At 39.7% G+C, this 20,338-nt stretch carries 15 protein-coding genes and 1 pseudogene; 1 reads left to right on the top strand and 15 read right to left on the bottom strand.

Going from position 1 to position 20,338, the window contains the following annotated elements:
• The 3 genes and pseudogenes from A5816_RS11725 to xylA form a co-directional block, all read right to left on the bottom strand.
• Window positions 1-1,299, bottom strand: coding sequence for an ABC transporter substrate-binding protein (locus tag A5816_RS11725; protein ID WP_086311397.1), 1,299 nt, complete (start codon window positions 1,297-1,299; stop codon window positions 1-3).
• Window positions 1,296-2,854, bottom strand: a pseudogene (locus tag A5816_RS11720) (glycoside hydrolase family 43 protein). The gene A5816_RS11725 and the pseudogene A5816_RS11720 overlap by 4 nt, the downstream one beginning before the upstream one ends.
• Before the next feature lie 13 nt (window positions 2,855-2,867).
• On the bottom strand, window positions 2,868-4,175 hold the full coding sequence (xylA, locus tag A5816_RS11715; protein ID WP_086311396.1) for a xylose isomerase: 1,308 nt from the start codon (window positions 4,173-4,175) through the stop codon (window positions 2,868-2,870).
• A gap of 222 nt (window positions 4,176-4,397) precedes the next feature.
• On the opposite strand from xylA, the gene A5816_RS11710 reads away from it, so the two are divergent.
• On the top strand, window positions 4,398-5,558 hold the full coding sequence (locus A5816_RS11710; protein ID WP_086311395.1) for an ROK family transcriptional regulator: 1,161 nt from the start codon (window positions 4,398-4,400) through the stop codon (window positions 5,556-5,558).
• 294 nt (window positions 5,559-5,852) lie between these two features.
• Here the strand turns inward: A5816_RS11710 and A5816_RS11705 are convergent, their stop codons facing one another.
• The 12 genes from A5816_RS11705 to A5816_RS11650 all read right to left on the bottom strand — a co-directional run bounded on the left by A5816_RS11705 (window position 5,853) and on the right by A5816_RS11650 (window position 20,102).
• Window positions 5,853-6,185, bottom strand: coding sequence for a DUF4176 domain-containing protein (locus A5816_RS11705; RefSeq protein ID WP_086311394.1), 333 nt, complete (start codon window positions 6,183-6,185; stop codon window positions 5,853-5,855).
• A complete protein-coding gene (locus A5816_RS11700; RefSeq protein WP_086311393.1) occupies window positions 6,178-7,056 on the bottom strand; it encodes a hypothetical protein in 879 nt (292 codons plus the stop codon). The genes A5816_RS11705 and A5816_RS11700 overlap by 8 nt, the downstream gene beginning before the upstream one ends.
• A 5-nt stretch (window positions 7,057-7,061) precedes the next feature.
• Window positions 7,062-8,621, bottom strand: a complete 1,560-nt coding sequence (locus tag A5816_RS11695; RefSeq protein ID WP_086311392.1) for a T7SS effector LXG polymorphic toxin — start codon at window positions 8,619-8,621, stop codon at window positions 7,062-7,064.
• Complete coding sequence (locus tag A5816_RS11690; protein WP_086311391.1) at window positions 8,612-8,974, bottom strand: hypothetical protein; 363 nt, start codon at window positions 8,972-8,974, stop codon at window positions 8,612-8,614. Before A5816_RS11690 ends, A5816_RS11695 begins: the two co-directional genes overlap by 10 nt.
• A 12-nt stretch (window positions 8,975-8,986) precedes the next feature.
• Entirely contained in the window at window positions 8,987-9,241 is a 255-nt protein-coding gene (locus A5816_RS11685; protein WP_086311390.1) for a hypothetical protein, read from the bottom strand.
• A 3-nt stretch (window positions 9,242-9,244) separates the two neighbouring features.
• The gene (locus A5816_RS11680) at window positions 9,245-9,667 is read right to left on the bottom strand and encodes a DUF4176 domain-containing protein (protein ID WP_086311389.1); all 423 of its coding nucleotides are present in this window, start codon (window positions 9,665-9,667) and stop codon (window positions 9,245-9,247) included.
• Entirely contained in the window at window positions 9,667-14,097 is a 4,431-nt protein-coding gene (gene essC / locus A5816_RS11675; protein ID WP_179189719.1) for a type VII secretion protein EssC, read from the bottom strand. Before essC ends, A5816_RS11680 begins: the two co-directional genes overlap by 1 nt.
• Window positions 14,078-15,247: a type VII secretion protein EssB gene (essB, locus tag A5816_RS11670; protein ID WP_086311388.1), complete on the bottom strand. Its 1,170-nt coding sequence runs from the start codon at window positions 15,245-15,247 to the stop codon at window positions 14,078-14,080. Before essB ends, essC begins: the two co-directional genes overlap by 20 nt.
• A complete protein-coding gene (locus A5816_RS11665) occupies window positions 15,244-15,522 on the bottom strand; it encodes an EsaB/YukD family protein (RefSeq protein WP_002373795.1) in 279 nt (92 codons plus the stop codon). The genes essB and A5816_RS11665 overlap by 4 nt, the downstream gene beginning before the upstream one ends.
• Window position 15,523: 1 nt before the next feature.
• A complete protein-coding gene (locus tag A5816_RS11660; protein ID WP_010733091.1) occupies window positions 15,524-16,033 on the bottom strand; it encodes a hypothetical protein in 510 nt (169 codons plus the stop codon).
• Window positions 16,030-19,428: a type VII secretion protein EsaA gene (gene esaA / locus A5816_RS11655; RefSeq protein ID WP_086311387.1), complete on the bottom strand. Its 3,399-nt coding sequence runs from the start codon at window positions 19,426-19,428 to the stop codon at window positions 16,030-16,032. The genes A5816_RS11660 and esaA overlap by 4 nt, the downstream gene beginning before the upstream one ends.
• Window positions 19,429-19,808: 380 nt before the next feature.
• Window positions 19,809-20,102: a WXG100 family type VII secretion target gene (locus A5816_RS11650; protein WP_002310516.1), complete on the bottom strand. Its 294-nt coding sequence runs from the start codon at window positions 20,100-20,102 to the stop codon at window positions 19,809-19,811.
• Window positions 20,103-20,338: the final 236 nt, after the last annotated feature.

Raw genomic sequence — 20,338 nt, 5'->3', positions numbered from 1 at the left:
CTAATCGATTTCTAAATCAGGATAAGCATTTGCTACGGCCTCTTTGAAATTTTGGATAGCCGATTCTTTGTCCGTCTCTCCTTTAGAATAAGGTGTCAAGCAATGGTCGATAAACAACGTTTCGATTGTTTGATCATATTCAGTTAGAATTTTTGCATTGATTGATTGGACCATTTCAGAAAATTCATCATAATGGTTTTGCCCGCCCAGAAAGTCTTCTTGGTAAGACGATTTGATTGCTTCTACTACCCGTTCATTCGATACGAAGTCTCCCGTATCTTTTGCCCATTGTTCCAAAAATTCTGGGTCAGTAGTTAGATATTGGATCAGCGCTGCTGCTTCTTCTTTCATTTCTGAAGTGTCCGTGGCACCGATCCATGTACCACCCCAAAACCAAGAAGAAGGTCCTTGGATCATCCGCCAATCCCCTTCTGTTGTTCTAGAGCCGTCTGCCGAAGCAGCATTTTGTTTCAACCAATAATGTAATCCCCATGTAGGCAGACTATATCCAAAGTCTGTCTCGCCATTCATTCCAGCAAACCATGCTTCTGATTGACCTTCTGTATCTTTCGTCAAATCTTCTTCAACAAATCGCCGTGAAATATCCATTAATTCATGAAGTTTATCATCGATGATTAGCTTTTCATCTTCCACCCATCCTGATTCCCGCATGCCAAAAAATGGTTTTGCTAAGTCTTGGACACTGGAGATCATCTGGACAGTCCCACCACTGTTTTCTTTGACTTCTTTTGCCACTTCATAAAATTTCTCGTAATCAGCTATTTGCTCTTGCATCTGGTCTGCATCTGTAATCCCTAAAAGTGATTCTGCTAGAGAAGCACGATAATAAAATCCGCCAGGCGCTGCTTGCCAAGCTAAAGCATGCAAAGTCCCTTCTCTGCTAGTTCCGACATCCTTGACATATAAGTAGGTATCACTTGCCGCTTCTTCCAGACCGTATTCTCCTAGATCAGCCATCAATCCTGATTCGACATATTTCTTTACGAACGCAGATTCTAAGGCAATGACATCAGGCGCATTTCTTGTTCCTAACACTGGATCTAATTTTGTCTCAAATTGATCAGAAGGGATCTCTACGATCTTTATCTCGTAATCCAAAGATTCATGAGCTGGCAAATAATATTCATTGATCATCGTCGAAAGTTCGTCTGTGAACGTCCACACAGTCAATTCTAAATTGTCTTCTGAAGAACGCTCAGAGCTCGTTCCGCAAGCAGTTAGTGCGCCTATCAAACTGACTCCTAATAGAGCAACACTCAGCTTCTTCCATTGTTTCATGGCTTCCCTCCTTTTTCTTCATACGAAAAGAAATCAAAATCTGCAGCCAGTCTTGTGCCGGAAGTATCGATGGCAAACATACCGACAAATGCTCCCGTGAAAAATCCTTCTTGGGTTTCAGCAGTATAATCATCGGAAAGTTTTAAGCTATCAAAAGTATGACCAACGTCTATCCATACTTTCCCGTCGAATGAATAAGAATAACGATATGTCTCATAAGAAACTATAGTTTTTAAATATATAGCGCTTACATTATCGGGTGTGGGGATGATTCCGACTGGTTCACATAATTGTCCATTGTCACAATCTAAAAGAGCGATGACTCGTCCCTTCTCTTCATCATGTGTGAGATGGATGCTTGACCAGTTCTTAGTATTGTAATAATTCGTCATTCCTGCCAGTTGCATAAAATTCTCAGGTGAACATTCTACTTTCGTCACGGCTTCAAATGAAAAGTGCTGCCATCGTCTAGCAACTAAAGATTTGGTGAACAGCGAATGGAATGATTCTCGACCAAATAGTCTCAAATAACCTTTTCGCTCAGTCAAACTACCGATTTCTTCAGTAAAGGGAATCCTTAATGTTTGAAAATGCAGAGGGAGCTTTTCTTGATCGAATGTTTCTTTGATAGGTGTTTTTTCCCACATCTGTTCTGGTATGGACGGGCTTTCCACTCTATTTTTTGGATCGCAGTTTCCCTTCCTAAGGGGCAATACCCTCTGTTTTCTAAAAGCGGTGTTTCTTTGTATTTTAGTGGTCTAGCTGTCAAATGGACAAAATACCATTCATCTGTATGCGTCTGAACGAACGTCCCATGACCTGCTTTTTGCAAAGGCAGTTCAGGAGATGACCAAGAAGTAATCAACGGATTCTCTGGATGGACTTCGTACGGACCCTCGATTTTCTTTGATCGGGCAATGGTTGCCGCATGTTCATACTTCGTTCCACCTTCTGCAGTCAGCAAATAGTAATAGCCGTTGATTTTATAAAGATGAGGTGCTTCTGTCAATTTTCGATTCGTTCCTTTAAAGATGATCTTTGATGGACCAATCAATTTTCTTTCTTCTGGTGAATATTCTTGAAGGGCGATTCCATAGAAAGAATGACGAGTAGGACGGTAATCCCAAACCATATTGACCAAGTACTTTTTCCCATCTTCCTCATGGAACAAGGATGGATCGAATCCTGAGCTATTCAAATAGATTGGATCTGTCCATTTTCCGTCGATGGTATCACATGTAATCAAATAATTGTTCACGTCTTTCCAACTACCACTCAATTCTTTAACATCGGAATAGATCAGCCAGAATTTCCCATCGTGATAACTCAAAGCAGGAGCCCAGACACCTCCAGAATCCGGGTTCCCTAACATATTCAGCTGACTTGTTCGGTTGACAGGCGTACTTACCAAGTGCCAATGTTTTAAATCCTTTGAATGATAGATCATGACACCTGGGAACCATTCAAAAGTAGAAACAGCGATATAATAATCTTTCCCAACACGACAAACACTAGGATCTGGATGGAATCCAGTTAAAATCGGGTTATTTATCATAAAGAATTCCTTTCTATACTAGGTAATCGTTCAAACGCGACTTGATCCATTCTAAGTGACTTGACTCATTCTTTATTTGGTCATGTACTAAAGCATACTCTGTCAGTGATTCAAGATCTTCCTGATCCATGATGATCCGTTCTCCCACACCTGATTTATAGCTTGCATAACGTTCTTCTTTGATTGTTTCGAAAAACTCCTCTTCTATCAATCGGGCGGCAGCTTTCAATCCTCGTGCAAAGGTATCCATTCCAGCAATATGCGCAAGTAACAGATCTTCCATCTCAAAGGAAGAACGTCGTACTTTCGAATCGAAGTTGATTCCTCCTGGTGCGATCCCGCCATTTTTCAAAATTTCGTACATGGCTAGCGTCGTGTCATAAATATTGGTTGGAAATTCATCTGTATCCCACCCTAGAAGAAGATCCCCTTGATTGGCATCGATTGATCCCAAAGCATCATAGCATCGGGCAACAGTCAATTCATGTTCAAAGGTGTGACCTGCCAAAGTCGCATGATTTGCTTCAAGATTGAGTTTGAAGTCTCCTGATAAATCATATTTCTGGATAAATGCCATTGTCGTAGCAGCGTCAAAGTCATATTGATGTTTCGAAGGTTCTTTGGGCTTAGGTTCGATCAAAAATTGCGGTTTATGCTCGATTTTTTCACCATATGCCACCGCCATTTTGAATAACCGTGCAATATTGTCCTGCTCGAATCTCATATCCGTATTCAATAAGGATTCATATCCTTCTCGTCCGCCCCAGAAGACGTAGTTTTTTCCATTTAACTTTTTACTGACATCTAATCCTTTCTTTACTTGAGCTGCAGCATAGGCAAAAACTTCTGCATTGCTTGACGAAGCTGCTCCATGGACAAAACGCGGATGTGAAAATAAATTGGCGGTATTCCAAAGCAACTTGATCCCAGTCTGTTCCATTTTTTCTTTGATCAAATCTGTGATGGCATCTATGTTTTGGAAAAATTCTTCTAAAGAATCCCCAGCTGGAGCAATGTCTACATCATGGAAACAAAAATATTCGATATGCAATTTTTCAAGAAGTTCAAAAAATGCTTCTACTCGGTTTTTCGCTGTTTCTAATGGATTCTCACCTTCCCAAGAGCGAATATTCACAGGGTCGCCGAATGGATCAGATCCGTCTTGCGTCATCGTATGCCAGTAAGCAGCTGCAAATCGTAAATGTTCTTTCATTGGTTTCCCCAAGATTTCTTGTCCAGGATCATAATGGCGATAAGCAAATGGATTTTCTGTTCTTGGCCCTTCATACTTTACTTCTTTGATCATTGGAAAATAACTCATCTTGTTCCTCCTTGTTTTTAGTTGATTAGTACACTAAACTAATTTACAATTGCATCATAAGCGACTTTCTTCATCTTTGTCAAGCGCTTTCAAAAAAATTCATTTGTCATTTAATTGATTCTAGTTTTATAACAAATGTTTCATTGTCGAATGGAATAAGACACGCTATACTTTAACATATAACGTTGGTTTTACTAGCAGCGGACCAAGAAAGGAACTTCTATGATCTCAAGTAAATACACGATTCGCGAATTGAACCAAGCAACGCTTTTAAAAACGATTATTGATAAAAAAGAAGTATTTCGCGCAGAATTAGCCGCTGCAACAGGGTTGAACAAAGCATCTGTGTCAGATATCACTAAAAAACTTCTAGATGATCAGCTGATTGTTGAAACCCGTGTCGGAGATGCCTCCACTGCAGGAGGAAGAAAGCCGATCATGTTGACTTTCAATCCCCAATCTGCCACAGCTCTTTCTTTTGATATTGGCTATAATTATTTAGAAGGAATGCTTTCTTATATCGACGGCACTGTCCTCTCTTCGATCTCTAAGCGTCGAATCTCGATTGATGCCGCAAACGTGTTCGATCACATTCAACAGTCGATCCTTCAATTGATAAAAGACTTGCCAGAAACGCCACATGGAATTGTCGGGATGACGATCGGTATACACGGCGTAGTTTTCGAAGACCACCCAATTTTTACGCCCTATTATGATCTGCACAAAATCGATTTACAAAAAGAATTAGCTGATCATTATGACTTTCCTGTTTACCTACATAACGAAGCAAACTTGGCTGCTTTGGGAGAATATACCTTCTCTTCCCATTATCAAAACCTTGTAAGTATTAGTATACACAGTGGTATTGGCTGCGGGATCGTGGCATCTGGGAAATTGCAAGTCGGCAAACATGGAAAGGCTGGGGAACTTGGTCACTCGATTTTATACCCTAATGGTCGGCCTTGTCCTTGTGGGAATTCAGGATGCTTGGAACAATATGCTTCCAGCAAAGCTGTTTATGAAGAATTCGCCCAGTTAAAAGGGTTAGAATATGTCAACTCAGATATCTTGACTGATTATGTCAAAAAGGGAGACACAGATGCCACAGCTCTACTCAAGAAAAACGCTGCCCTATTAAGCATCGGAATCAATAATATCATCATGATGTATGACCCAGATGTGATCGTCATCAACAGTAAGCTTTACGAAAAAAATCCGCAAATGATCGAACAAATCCATGCAAACTTGACAAGCCAGTTTACGAAAGATATTTCGGTACGCAACACCCGTTTGAAAGGCAATGCGATTTTATACGGTGCCTTGGCAGTCACTGCTCAGCACTTCTTGAACATTCGGAAGTTGAAGTTGGGAAAAGAAAAATAACTTTTCTAAAATCAAAAAAAGGCAGCCTTGCTTTAATGAGGACTGACCTTTTTTTGATTGAATGTTATTTTTCTATTAATCAATTAGCTATCTCCTAATTCCTCATCGAATGGCATTCTTTTACGTGCCAAATGATCATAATGGATGTTCTCGCGGTATAATTGTTTTTCATTTGAACAGCTAGTAATTTGTTCTAATGTTTGAAGTCCTACTTTGTACTTCTAAAAAGAGGAAACCTTCCTCTTTTTAGAAAGAATTGCAGTACTGTTTTCTTTAAAACATTTTGCAAAACAATTAGAAGCCAAATGTTTCAGTCGCTTGGCTTTCTTTTTTTTCGGAAGAATCAAGTTTCTTTTTCCATTCTTGGTAAACATCTAAGAAGCGAGTCTCTTCTTCATCCGAATATCCTTTGAATACTACTTTATCGATGTTTTCATGATTAAAGAAAATAGTCGTTTCTGGATTCAAGCCCGTTGGATATAAGACAGCCATATAATCTGCAAACGTATCTTTTCCAGTCACTTGATCTGTGTATACCACACCTCGCCCTACTACTACTAATTTCTGTAATCCTTCTTCCAATAACACGATGCTTCCTAATGGTAATAATTCTTGTTTTTCAGTCATTTATTTTCTCCTCTTTTTCTGTGCCTTTGATATGCTTGTTAAAGTACTTCTCTCCGTACCATTCCAATTGTGTTTTACCTTCCCATTCGCGATATTCTTCAGGATATTTATATTTGTAATAACCGTGTAAAAGATATGGGAAGAATAAGTAGGCTTCTGCTACAATGAATCCTATATCTGCGACTATCCACATACCTAATAAGCTTATAAATCCAATAATATCTGTTCGTACCTCATTACTGTTTGGGAAAATCAGCTTCCATAGCGCAACTATAATTACAACTAGCCAGCCATATTTCATCACTAGTTTTAATACTTTTTCTACCAATTTATCTATTTTATCTTTCTTAGTCTTTGTTTCGTATAAGACGTTTTCTAATGATCGTTTTTTAGTTCCAAATACTACATACCCTGTGAACATTAAAATTCCTATCAACACCCCTATCCCTATTACTGTGAGTGATTTTAAGAAAAAAGTTATAAACATAAGATTCAATGTTATCAATAACATAATGAGCATATTTACCGTGTTTATATATGAAAAATATAGCTTGAGTTCTTTATACCTTTTTAACAAAGTAACTGTCCATATTACTAAATACATGCTCAACATAATTATAAATACAGATATTGGTAAAAAATTAAATGTAGGCGTTGGTAAGAAGCTATTTTTATCAGGATGTTTTATTCCATATTCAGTAAATTTTACAAATCCGTACTGTAAAGATACTAGCAAGATTGCTAATATCTTTACTAATATTGGCTTTTCTTTTTTTCCAGGTTGTTCTACGTCTTTTTTCATATACTTGATTAACTTATCATCTTGTAAGTTCAAACTTTGTTCAAAAGTTGCTGTAAATAAAGTTTTCATACTTCTTACCACCCAAAACTAATTTTCGGTATTTTTACCGAAGATAGGACCTTTCCGATTGATTTACCTACTTGTTGAACATCCTCATATGCTTGCTTCACCGTACCTATATTTTGTTTCACTACCTTACCTGCGTTTTTCAAGGTACTTTCCGTAAATTCTTTTCTTTTATCACACAGTTTGTAAGCTCCGTCTTTGATATTGTCATACAAATCAGGTTTAGCAAGTTGCAGTAACTTATTGATTGCACCAATAGTAAATCCTATACCGGCACCCGCGACATTACCTATACCTGGTATAACCGTTCCTAATGTTGCTCCTAGTGTAGCTCCCTCCAACGGTCCGATACTTTTCACTGTGTCAATCGCCCCGCCAATCACTCCTTTGCCGATACTACCTGTTTTTCCATATTCATTGACACCACTCGAGACAAATGTCACCCCAAGTTGTGCATAGGTCGCTATTTGGGCTGCTGAACCTAATCCTTTCGCCACTCCCCAATTCTTAGCTCCTTGTATAAATTGAGAATTTTTCAAACTTTCATTGACATAAGTTTTTATAGGATTCGTCATTTTGTTGAACCATTGATACCCTTTACCAAGGGTGTCTATTTTAGGAATCCATTTTCCTTGGGTTATAGCTTGTCCAAATGATTCATATTTAGCTAATCCATTGATTAACTTGGTTTGTGCTTTCGAAGGCAACTTATCCGCAAGCATCCAAAATTCGTCATTTTTCATTAACTTATCTACCAATGCCTTTGGATATAGTGCTAATAATTGATCTAATCGTTTCATATTTTCTGTTTTTCCACTTTTCAATGGATTCATTAGTTCTTCTACTTGCTGATATAATTCCAGGAAAGCATTACTGCTGTATGCATCGATCTGTTCTTTTGCATTTGGTTTTATTTGCTCAAACCAACTTCTATCAAACCCTTTCGGCAATACATACGTACCATCACTATTGACTGTAGTGTTGTTCAACACCATCACCGCTTGCATTGCAAGTTCCAATTCTTTTAAGCTGCTTGTAAACAAGTGCTTCGTTTTTGCATCGAATTCTTTTAACTGGTTCAATTTCTTTTGTATCCGTACGATATCTCGCTGATAGCTTTTGGCTCTTCTCAAGAAATCTTGTTGCTGGTTTCTTAACATTTCCGCGATTGTCGGGAGCGGGATATTGGCTAAGGCTCCTGCTGTGTGAGCTGCGTTTTCCAATGAAACTTTCGAGCGTTGTAAGATGGTCAATTGCTGCTGCAGATTCTCTTCATCCAAATAGCCTTCACTAGCAATGAAACTGTTGGCTGCTGAAAATTGGTTCAGCTCCTGTTGGATCGTGTCGATAGCACTAGACACACGTTTGATGGTTGGCAGGATCAAGTCTGAAAACAGCCCTTTTCCTGCATTGTAAGCAGCCCCGGACAAGGTATGACCATCAATGGCAGCGATCAGTTGTTGGCTCCCTACATTCAGTTGACTGATAGTCGTTCGGGCGATGGATAGATTGGCAGACAGCGAACTTTTTAAAGTTGAAGCGTCTTTGCTGGAGTAGATTAGTCCCATGGAAGCTTATTCCTTTCCTCTTGAAATTGTATTCGTTCTTCGTTTAACTGTTCTGTCATACTAAAGCATTCTTGGTTGAACTCTTGATTCTTTTGTTGTAAATATTGTTTCAATTTCCTTTGCCTATCAGTCAAATCTTCTTGAAACCAGCTAGCTTCTCTATTGCCACCGCTAACTAGTTCTTGATTCAAGTTTTGTAAGTTGCGCAAGTCTCGCATTAAGTCACCTTCTAGCAACTCAGATAAATCTTGTAATTGTCTTTTTGTATGGGTCAATACGTCTATTTGTTGTTCTGTTTCTATAATTTTTTGATTATATTCGGTTCTTAACTTAGAATTGTTTGTTTGTTCCATATTAATAACCTCTTATTTAAATTTTGTCTGGCTATCTCGTGATGCAATAGCAGCTGCTAATTTCGGAAATTTATTTGCTTGTATATTGGTACAGTCGACAAGTTTCGATAAATTCGTTAGCATCTGGTTGCTCACTTGCGCTCCTTTTTTCATTCCAGAAAGATTACTTTTTTCTAATGTACATTGGTACCCACTGCTAATAGATACTTTATTTATCCCCGAAGCTGCTGCTTGAGCTGCTCCTTGGTTTGAAGCGATTTTTACCATAAACTATCCCTCTTGCTTTCTAAATTTATAGAACGGATCTTCTTTTAGCTTCTCATCTTCATACTCATCTTGGATTTCTTCTGTTTCTTGAGGTTCTGGAGTCATCTTCTCTACAGAAGAAGCTGGATTTGCCATTGCGTTAGTCATTCGCCTAATCAACTCTTCTAAAAACTGAGAATCTGTTTCATTTGAATAGCCTTCAAAAACAACGTCTAAAATATCTCCAAATTCAATAGAAAAGATCTCCTCACTGGGTATATCTCCAAAAGGATGTGGTGCTACTTTGTATCTTGAGATGATCTTTCCCTGTTCATTTTTAGCAATAGCTCGTGCCACAACCAGATAAAGCCTTGTGCCGTATATTTCTTCGTTGTCTAAACGTACCATACTCCCTAATGGTAAAAATGCTGTACTTAATTGTTCCATCAATCTTTTACCTCCGTTGGAATCACGATTTGTGCTAAACTATCTTCTTCTAAACGATGTAAAACATTTCTTGGTACAGGTAAATTTTGTTGGTTATACGGGATGTTTCCCACAAAAGACTGCTTTTGCAAAATACCTCCAAAAAGTATTTGAGATATATTTTCTTTGAGTAAGGTGACAAAACTACCATAAGTTGCATCGATTTTTGTTAAATTATCAAAAACGATTACTTGTAACTGCTCTTTCCCGTTGGCTAATACCTGCGCAACTTCTTCAGCGTCCAAAGATAATTTATCTGTAAAATTCACTAACCCATTCACAACCACCAAACGCTTCTTCACGTTACTTTCTAACATAGCGTCTATCGCTTCTTTCAATTCGACATTTTGGTGACTGATTTGTGTTCGATCAATGTAAACTGCTACCTTGTCAGCTATTTTCTCTAAAGTACCTGAAACATCAATAATGACAACATCTGCTTCTGATTGAACCCCTGTGACTTGTTGGATAAACCAAGGAGTCAATAGTTGGAATTGTCTATTGGATTCTGTGAAAATCCCCAATGTTTTTCCTTGAAATAAATGGAAAGACTCAGGTATTGATGATAACTTATTCAACCCTAAATAAAACGCATCTATTTCTTTTTTCGGTACAAATCCATTAAATGTTTCATACGTCAATTCACTTGGAACCATCGGAATTTTTTCTGGTCTTACGCCATTCCACGCTTGTTCCATCGAAGATACTTCTTTTTCTAAATGTTCAAGAATTGCTGCATTATTTTCTCCTTCCACTGGTAAATAAATTTGGATAGCTGCGGGTTCATCGAGCACAACTTGGCCACGCCCATTAATTGCTTGAGGAACAAGGCTTGCACGACCTACTAAACTGGTGATTTCCGTTTCATCATTCAAATATAGAGCTATTTTGGTAGAAATATTACTCAGCATATTCATACGAATGCTACCTACTCGATTGGCAGTAAAAATAAGATAGCATCCTAAACTCGCACCATCACGAAGCAGCTGCAGGAGTAGTCCATCGATTTTTTCCTTACGCGTATCATCCGTGCTTAGACCATCATAACTATCAAGAACTGTAACAACGATTGGTAATGTTATTTGCCTTTTTGTTTCATATTGTTCAAGATTTGCTACGCCGCATTCTTTGAATAACTGTTTTCTTTCTGTTAATACAAGAGAAATCCTATCCAACATTTTTTGCAGCTTTTCGTCTTCCTCCAAAGTGACAATGTCTGCTGTGTGAGGCAAATTTTTTAATGGCAATAGACCATTATTCCCAAAGTCCAATAAATGAAAGTGAATTTGTTCCGGCGTGTTCTGACGTGAAAGATTCATCGTAATCGTTTGCAATATTGTTGATTTTCCGTACCCCGGACTTGCAAATATAGCAGTGTGGCTAGCTTTTACCAAATCATAATTATAGATTTCTTGTGTTTGTTTGGACGGTATGTCTACTACTCCAAGCGGGATATCCATTTTTCTTTCTTTCGTTTCTTTTACAGTCGGCGTCACGATCTGGTCTTCCAGATTGGGTAACCAAGGCTTCTCGGGGAGGATATAATCCGACTGTTGAAAAATTTGATCGATTTTGTCAATCACTGCCTCTAGTTGCGTTGGTAATTCGCTAGTATCTTTTCCTTGAATCACTTCCTCACCAGGATCATAGAGCACCTCTGATTGCCCTAAATCATTGATCATAAAAATCCGTTCGTCCACATTCTCTTCGATTATTTTGTCTGGATCATATGAAACACCGGCATAACCGCTTTGGAATAATTCATATACTTCATTTTCGCCAACTTTAAGATAACCACGACCAGGATTTATGATTTGAGCAGCATCTGGGGTTTTTAGTAATTCATTCGAATCTTGGACGCTAGCCATTTTAAGTGCGATTTTACTTGTACTATTTGCTTCAATCTGATCATTTACCACACCAGATGGCTTTTGTGTGGCTAGAATCAAATGGACTCCTAGCGATCGGCCGATTCGTGCTACTGAGGTCAATTCTTCTAAGAATTCAGGAACATTTGCTTTTAATTCAGCAAATTCATCTGAAACTAAAATCAAATGTGGTAATGGTTTACTAGGATAAGTGATAGCTGGATTAGGGTTTAGACGCTGTTTATATAAACTCATGTATCCATTGATATTGTTTACTCCATATTTAGCAAACTCTCTTTGTCTTTTGTTCAGTTCTGCTTTGATACTTGCCAATGCACGAGCCGTCCCTGCACCATCTAGATTAGTAATTGCCCCCATGAAATGAGGTAATTTTTCTAATGTATTTGCAATTCCTCCACCTTTCCAATCAATAATCAGCATTCCGATATCCTCTGGAGAAAAATTAATCGCCAAACCTAGCAAATAGGTGGTCAAAAACTCCGATTTTCCTGAACCAGTCGTTCCTCCAACGAGTGCATGTGGGCCATGAACCCGCTCATGTAGATCCCAATAGACATACTCAGATTTTCCTCTCCAGCCAATCAAAGAACGAATTGATTTATTTGGTTCAGCTTTCAACCAGCGAGTCCGAATAGAAAGTTCTTCTATTTTTTTCACTTCGTATTGATCTAATAAACTAAGACTTTCCGGCACCGCATTCTTCTCCACTTCCACGTGCTGCAGGTTCGCTAAACGCTGGATGGCTTGCTCCAGTGGATAGCTAGTTGGTAGATGATTTGGCAAGAAGGTCTGATTGATGTATTCGCTGTTTTGATTGATCAGGGTAGCAGATTCACTACTTTGATATTCGATGAGCGTTGTCGTTGTCTCCGGCAGCATGTTCAAGGCTTCTTTTCCCCAAATGACTGTCACACCGTACGGACTCATGTCTTCAGCCAGAAATTCATTCAATCCATGACCTGAAAGCCAGCTTTCATCAAGGATTGAAAAAATGTAATGCGGCTGAAAAACAACTGTTTCATTTCCGGCTTCTTTGACTTGCTGGCGTCGCTTTGTCAGCATTTGATAAAAGGAATTCAGGACCATGTCCCGTGACTGTGCGTGATGGACGATTCCCCGAAGATTCAAATGTCGGATCTTCGTATGGGGCAGCCAGCGCCAGGCACTCCACTCCTTTTGATAATCCGCTTCCGGAACCAATGTGATGAATTCGACATCTCGGTACGAATGAAGAACCGATAATTGGAAAAGGATGGTTTGGACGGCGGTTCGCAGTACAGCAGATGGTCCTGCTAATCCTAGCGTCTGATCCTTTAGCGGAACGACGATTGGCGCTTCGTCCAACTGTTTATAAGGCCAGACGAGCTGTTCTTCTGCTTCTTTGCTCAAATCATCTTCTTCTGCTGGCTGGTAGTTCGTCTTGAAACTGGAGATGATCTCTCCTGTGCCCACTCGAATATTCAAAAAATCTTCATTGCGGCTCATACGCTCATAGATCCGCGCATGATATTCTTTAGCCATCACAGCCAAATCATCTATAGAAGGATTCATGTACGCCAACGCTTCTTTTTGTTTTTGCTGCAGCTTGTTCAGTTCTGATTTTTTTTGAAGCATATACTGGCGGTAGGTGGTTTCCCGTTCCTCGTTTGTTCGTTTCGTTTCTTTTTTATTGGTCAGATAACTGGAAACTGAAAAACCAGCTGTCAATAGACTCGCACCACCCATGCTCAGCATCATGATCGGGTTTCCTCCGCTAAGAAAACTTGTGGCACCGCTTAAAACGACCATACCAAGTGGTGGCACGATTGTTTTCAATAAGTCATTTCTGCCTTCTGTTTCTTTTGGTTTCGGTGCAAGGATCTCGATTTCATTCGCTGGTTCTTTCAAATGGATACGCGGGCTTCTTCTAAAAAATGGGAAATCATCCGGATATTCCGGAAGAAACGTTTCTTCTACCAGTTTCCATGGATCCAGCTGATAGTTTGTGCCCAGACTGGTGAAACGCAGCTGCTTTTCCCGGACTTCGATCACTAAACGATCGACCATCAACCGATCTCCTACGCCAAAGGAAAATGTACCTTCTTGTATAAGCTGATCGTTATAGTAAACACGTTCCTTACTCGGATAGATCTTCAGCTGATATTCTTTGGTTTTAGGATCGATAGGAATTGAGATCAATGCATCTGTTTCTAAAAAAACTGCCGATTTTTTCGCTCCGGAGATCAGAAAATCTTTTTTTGGCTTATTCGTAAAAACAGTTTCCAGCTCTTCATGTCTTAAAATCAGCAAGTGTTCATCTGACTTGATTGGTTTTCCGTCACACAATAACTTCTGGTCTTCATAAGTGAAGCTTTGACCGTTAAGTACGACTTGACGCTGTTTCTCGGTGAGTTGTTCATGGACGAACGTTTCACCAAAATAAAAAATATCAAAGAGGATCTTTACAGATGTCCGGATTTGATCACTTAATGGGACGAACCGATCAGTTGGCTTCATTTCCATCTTCTCCTCCTAACAACTTCATGTATTTATTGATCTCTTCTTCATACTTTGTGAGCAATTCTTGTTTTTTCTCACCTTTCATCTTGTTGTTGGTCTTTGTTGCATCGTATAACTTGGTATAGGCGTGTAAGATATATTGATTGTCACCAAGATTCTTAGCGACATCCAGTGCCTTATCGAAGTTCCCTTTTCCGGCATAGATCCAGTAAAGCAATGTGTTGTCGCTCGATTTAAGGGACAAGTTATTTAAAATAGCTGCCTTTTGTTCATTGGACAAATTGTCCAGTTGTACGGCACTGACTGCGGCAACATATTTAGCACCAGTGGGCAGTTTTTCAGGTTCGTCTTCTTTCAACGTATTCAAAACACCAGCGTAATCATTGGCGATATATTGTGTCTCAGCGGAACTGATACGCTCTTGTGCCGGGAGTTTATCCAGAGCATAGATCCCTGTCGCAACAGCAAATCCGATTGTCGATACCCCCAATACCAAGCTGCTCCACTTAAAAATCTGATGATTTCTTTTACTGACTACTTGTGTTTCTTTGGCACGTTTTTGCTTTTGCTTCAGAATCTCCGTTGCCAGCAACTGATCAATGATTTCGATCGTATCTGCTTCGTTTATTTTTTTTGTAAAGGCATCTTTCAGCGTACCGCTGCCTTCGATCAGCAGTTCATAGTTTAATCTAGAATGCAAGATATAAAGGACCAGTGCCCGATATTGCTTGATAAAATCATCTTCTTCATTGATATAAGGGACGATCGTTTCCATAAATCCTCGGTGCCCGATAACTAGTTCTTCTCCACGAACGAATAGATTAGCAGGATGGAGGAAAGGCTGAGCTGGACGGTGTAGAAAATCCGTTAAGAAATGGATTTTTTGTGCCAGCAGCAAACGGTGGAAGAGCTCTTCCTTTTTGACGACTTGCTCAAGCGGCAAGGTATCCGTTTCTTTTTTATAGCGAATAACCAGCTTTTCTTCTGTTGCTTCTATAATCTCTCCTGACAGCATTCGGATACCAGGTGCTAAAAAGTGCTGATACTGTGTCAGTTTGTCCAGCCTATACTGATTGGCCTGCAGAGTCACCTCTACAGCGTTAGTCTCATTCATAAATCCAATGGTTTGGTCGATGTTCTGTATTTCTCTCACAGTGGGTTTTCCTCCCTGTTTTTTTGTCTTTCGATCACTTGTAACTGATCGCCATTGCCTAAAGAATAATCAGCTAAGATGGCCTCATTTCTCAAATGGATGGGTTTATTCAAAAGAGTCAATTCAAAATTTTCGGGAAGTCGGATATGAATGATTGGAAACGACTCTTGTAAAATTGTTTTCAGCCGTGCCACAGTGACTTGGCTTGGGACTTTCAGATCGATGATCCGATCAGCTGTATGCAGACTGATACTGATTGTTGTACCTTTTTCCATGCTACACGCCACTCCTGCTCCTTTTATTTTTGTGATAAGCTAATTGTTTCCCTAAAAATAGACCGATTCCTATGCATAGGCTTCCGCCAAGAACATAGCCGCTAAAGGTAACCAGCTGATTTACTTTCCTTTGCTGCATGGTTGAAGAAGAAGTGCTCTGGACTGAAGCAACAGTGTCTCCTTCTTTGAAGAGATAAGGCATTACTTTTTGGTCAAGAGCTTCTGGCTCAGTCGTTTCCTCAAAAAATACTTTTTCCTGTGCAGTTGAGACCAGTTCTTTTTGTTTTGCTTTCAATTGCTGATCTTTCGCTTCTTTCTCCGCCAAAAACAAGTCGTTGATGGCAAATGAGACCTCGTTTCCGCCTGCTTCCGTTTGCTGATCCTCATAGATTACTTGATTGTTGATTGTAAGAGACCCTTGTTCAGCATGCACACGTGTTCCGTCGAAGCTAATAGGAAAAAGAACACTCAAAATACCGATGATCCGACAGATTTTTCTTTTTTTATTCATGATTCACGCTCTTTTCTATCTTGTTCTTCAGGAAGAACAATGAGATTCAGAAACAGTCCTAAAACAAGAAGGATGGCGATCACAAGATAACTGACCCAACTGATACGGCCGCCATTCAGCAGGACTGTAAAACCATTTTGGATATTTTGGAGCGGTGACAGCCGATAGAGAAACTCGGTGAATGAACCTATTTTGACCGTCACTCCTAATAATGGTGTGAGTATGAAATACAATCCTAGAACGATGCCGTAACCATATAAGGTAAGTTTCTTGAATTGCCGTAAACAGCCTGTGACAAGCAGCTGCATGCTGGCAAAGGTCAAAAAGGCATAGCTGAACCACAACAAGCGATTCGCTGTGCCAGCACTTGCACTGGTAGCACCAGCATAAAAACCGGCAAGTAAGATCGTCACAAACGAAAGAAGGAAGACATTAGGAACGTTCAGCCATATCCTTGTCGGCTGAACCAACAGATTGGCTTCTGTCACTTTACGTTTTTTCATAAATCCTAGTAATGAAAGCCCTGCGACCATAAGCAGAATCGCGCCAGTTAATGTTGCGTAATAAGGAACTAATGAGATTTGTCTTGTTTGCCCGAATACACCTTTTCCTTGGATCGGCCGTGACAGAAAATGGAAAACTTGTGTATTGTCTGCTCCGCCGTTTTTCGTGTTGGATAACACTTTTTCAAAGGTCTTTGCATATTCTTCGTTTTCTTTCGTTATTTGCTTCGATTGTTGAATCGATTGATCCAGATTGGTGAGGATCGTTGTTGCATTTGTCTGAACATCAGCTGTCGTTGTTTTTAATTCTTCGATTACCGGCGCGATATCTTTGACTTCTGCAGCAGATTTCTCGGTGCTAGCAGCCGTTTCTTTGGATGATCGCATCAGTTCCTGCATCGTTTGGACTAAAGACTCTGTTTGGGTGGCAATTTGTTTCGTCTCGTTTTCTTCAGGATGCGGATTTTCTTCATTGATCACTGATGCGGCTTCGATTTTTGCTGTTTCGCCCCATGCATTGTATGAATCCTTGATTTGCCGGTTGGCATCTGTGAACCATCGATTCAATTTATCTGCTTCCTGTAGCAGTTTTTCCGGGATGGACATCAGATTCAATGTGCCATAAAGCGTAGGGCTGGCTTCTTCTTTATTCTGATCTGTTTCATGCCCAATGACCGCTTGCAGTCGATTGATCTGAGTCTCGGTGTCCTTGTAGATCCTGTCTCCTGATTTCTTGTATTCTTCATATAATTTATCGGTAATGACCGTTTGTTTCTCGTCATTCGTAATATTGTCATACCGACGATAGATCGATTGGTCTTTAGCTAATTCCAGAACTGTTTTCCCTTGGTTTTCTGATGCACGGATCATGGCAGCATAAGACTGGACTGATAACGACTGGTTCGGATTACCGAAAAGAGTCGCGATTTGCTGCGCAGCAGTATCCAGTACTTGTAAATGTGTCAGAATTTTAGGCACATCATCGATCAGCGGCTGATCCATCGGGAGATAGACGGCATAGTGATGATCGCTTTGGACCGTTTCGTTCCTGCTCCATGAATAGTGAAGTTCATTATAAGATGTCGCTTGTTCTATTGAGTTCAAATGCCAGATAATCGGTAGGTTGACCGTGAATGTCACCTGTTTCGGCAATTCTTTTTCTTGTGGGTCATCTGTTGAATCTTGCGTACTTTCTTCCGTTTCTTCGATTTTTTCAGGTGCTGCGAATGTAAATTGATGATCTGAATGGTCGATGATTGTAGTTTGATAGCGATAAGGATGCAGTTCATCATTCACTAACTGTTCAATTTCTTGCAGCTTGGGACCATCTAGCATCACACTGACTTGTTCTTGCGAATCAGCTGGTAATTGGATCGAATAGGTATTCCCTTTTGTCGGGTCCATGGAAAGCGTGACTGTTTGCTGCGGAATGGTGATCATTTCAGGATGTCCTTGTCTAGGATCTAAATACGTGAAATGGACCTCTTTTCCCAATGGCTTGTTCAAATCATTGGCGTATTTTCGGACGATTGCCAGTTCATCCAAGTAAAGGGACGCTTGATCAGGTGTGATCACTTGCTGTTTTGCTAATTCGTCCACTAACTGTTCCAAGCTCTTGTCTGGAATCTGAGCCAATGAGGTCTCTAGTGTTCCTTGATACTCAGCGTTCAATTTGGGTGTGTTTCCTCCCAAATCGGAAATCAGCTGGAGGATAGCTGTTTTCACTTGCTCGGTGGTTGCTGTATCAGGAGTAGCTGCAGGATCATTATAATAAGTCGCTGCAATCTGGCTTTTCAACTGGGTCAACTGTTCTGTCTGGGCTTGTAGCTCAGCGATTTCTGCCTGAAGTTCCGTGATTCTTTTTATTTGTGTCACTTGGAAAAGAACCGATTCTGATAAAAATCCGGCGTACACACCTGTGCTTTCTTGTTCATTGCTGGTATAAAAATCACCCAACTGGGACAAGATTGTTTCATTCAATTGATCATGCTGCTTTTTATAGTTTGCCGTATCTGTTTCCCATTGTTCGTTGAGCTGTTTTTTTTGCATCGCTACTTGATCATTGAATTGTCTGATCGATTCTTTCAGTTTTTCATTTGCCTGCTTCGTGTAGTCTTCGACCGATTCTTTGACTGTTTCAGTCGATTGGCTGCCTCCTTCTAATCCTTGATTGTTTCTGTCCAGCAACTCTTTGACCGACTGGACAAAGGCTTGCTGCTGGGCAGTAAAAGACTGATTGTCTGTGTCTAAAATACTGGCTGTTTCCAGCACATTCGTATAATTGCCTGGGATTTCTTTGAATGGACTGTAAATAGATGATTCCAAATTCGTCTGATAGTTTACTTGTGTTCCGGCGATTTGATTCACGTTTTGCTGTGCTTCAAATAAATTCCCGACGATACTGGAAAAATACATTTGGATAATCCGCTGATTGAAGTCCGTTAAGATCGTGTTGACATTGTCTTGAATCATTTGATTCGTGATTTCATTTTGTCCATCTCGAACTTGATATTCGATCAATGCTTTTTCCGGATTGATACTTTGCAGCGAGAGCAATTTTTCAGAAAAATCTTGGGGAATGATGATTTGCGCATCAAATTGCCCGCTTTCTACACCAGCTGTAGCGATGTTTCGAGTGGTGGTTTCCCAGCGATTTTTACTGTCTTTATTGATCAATGTCACAAAATCCGAACCTAATGAATAATTTTTGCCTTCAAAGACTGCTCCTTTATCTTCGTTGACTAGTGCATATTGCATTTTCCCTGTAGAATCAGTTGTACTGATCGTGACATTATCATCTTTGAATCCTAAGTAAAGAAAGAAAAGCAGTAAAAATAAGCTAGCGGCAATTGTTAGAAATAATGAAATGTTCCTTCTAAAATCAGTTAACATCTAAACTCTTCCACTCCTTAAAATAAATGAGGTTAAAAACAATTGGCTCTACGCAGTAAGACAAATTTTTGCAGAAACTTCTTCAAAAGTTTGTACAAAAATTGGCCTTAGTGCAGATAGTTTCTCAGCGCACTTTTAGCCAAAAGAAGGAACAGTGAGGAGAGGCTGGAAAAATAGTGTATCCAGCCTCTTCTTGCTCCTGAATCTGGCTTCATGTGCCGATTCAGTTTTTCAGTGAGAAGCGAACTCCATCAAAAAATGCAGAAAAACATTGTCATCCATTTTTTCTTACGATATTAAGCCGTGAGGAACGACCATGCTTGATGATGTCATGTGTCTGCTGATCACTCAAAACTGAATAATTCTTATTGCCTTATTGCTTAAAATCCAAATGAGCCAGCGTCTTGACGATCCCGCTCTGCCACAGTGTCAGCATACTTGTTCAACTGTTGATTGATGCTTTCCAATAACTGCTCCATCTGTTTGACATTTCCTTCCAGCTGATTGTATTGCTCTAAATATGCTTGGAAGGCTTGCCCTTTCCATTGTTGAGCGATTTGTTGGTTCATGGAATTGACCTTTCTGATCGCATCTTGGATTTGAGATGCTGCCTGCTGGTAGACCTTTGCCTGTGATTTAAGCTGTTCGGGTGTGACTGCAATTGCTCCTGCCATGTTTGTTCCTCCTAATAAAAAGTTATTTTTTGTTACGCGTACATCATAAACTATTTTTTGTCTCTGTGGTCAAAATGTAGCATTCACGCACATCATGTGTCGTATACGATGTGTTATTTTACCTCCTTCTCCCTCCTTTTTTGACTGGTCAAAAACCCAAGAAAAATAACTATACAAATTATTTCTAATCTCACATATTTTTCTAAGTATGACCTTTTTAAATTTATTACAAATCA

The sequence above is a fragment of the Enterococcus sp. 3G1_DIV0629 genome, from assembly GCF_002141285.1.
GTDB classification, from domain to species: domain Bacteria; phylum Bacillota; class Bacilli; order Lactobacillales; family Enterococcaceae; genus Enterococcus_B; species Enterococcus_B lactis.
Note: the sequence above shows the minus strand (reverse complement) of the source record. Positions and strands in the feature narration are given on the sequence as shown.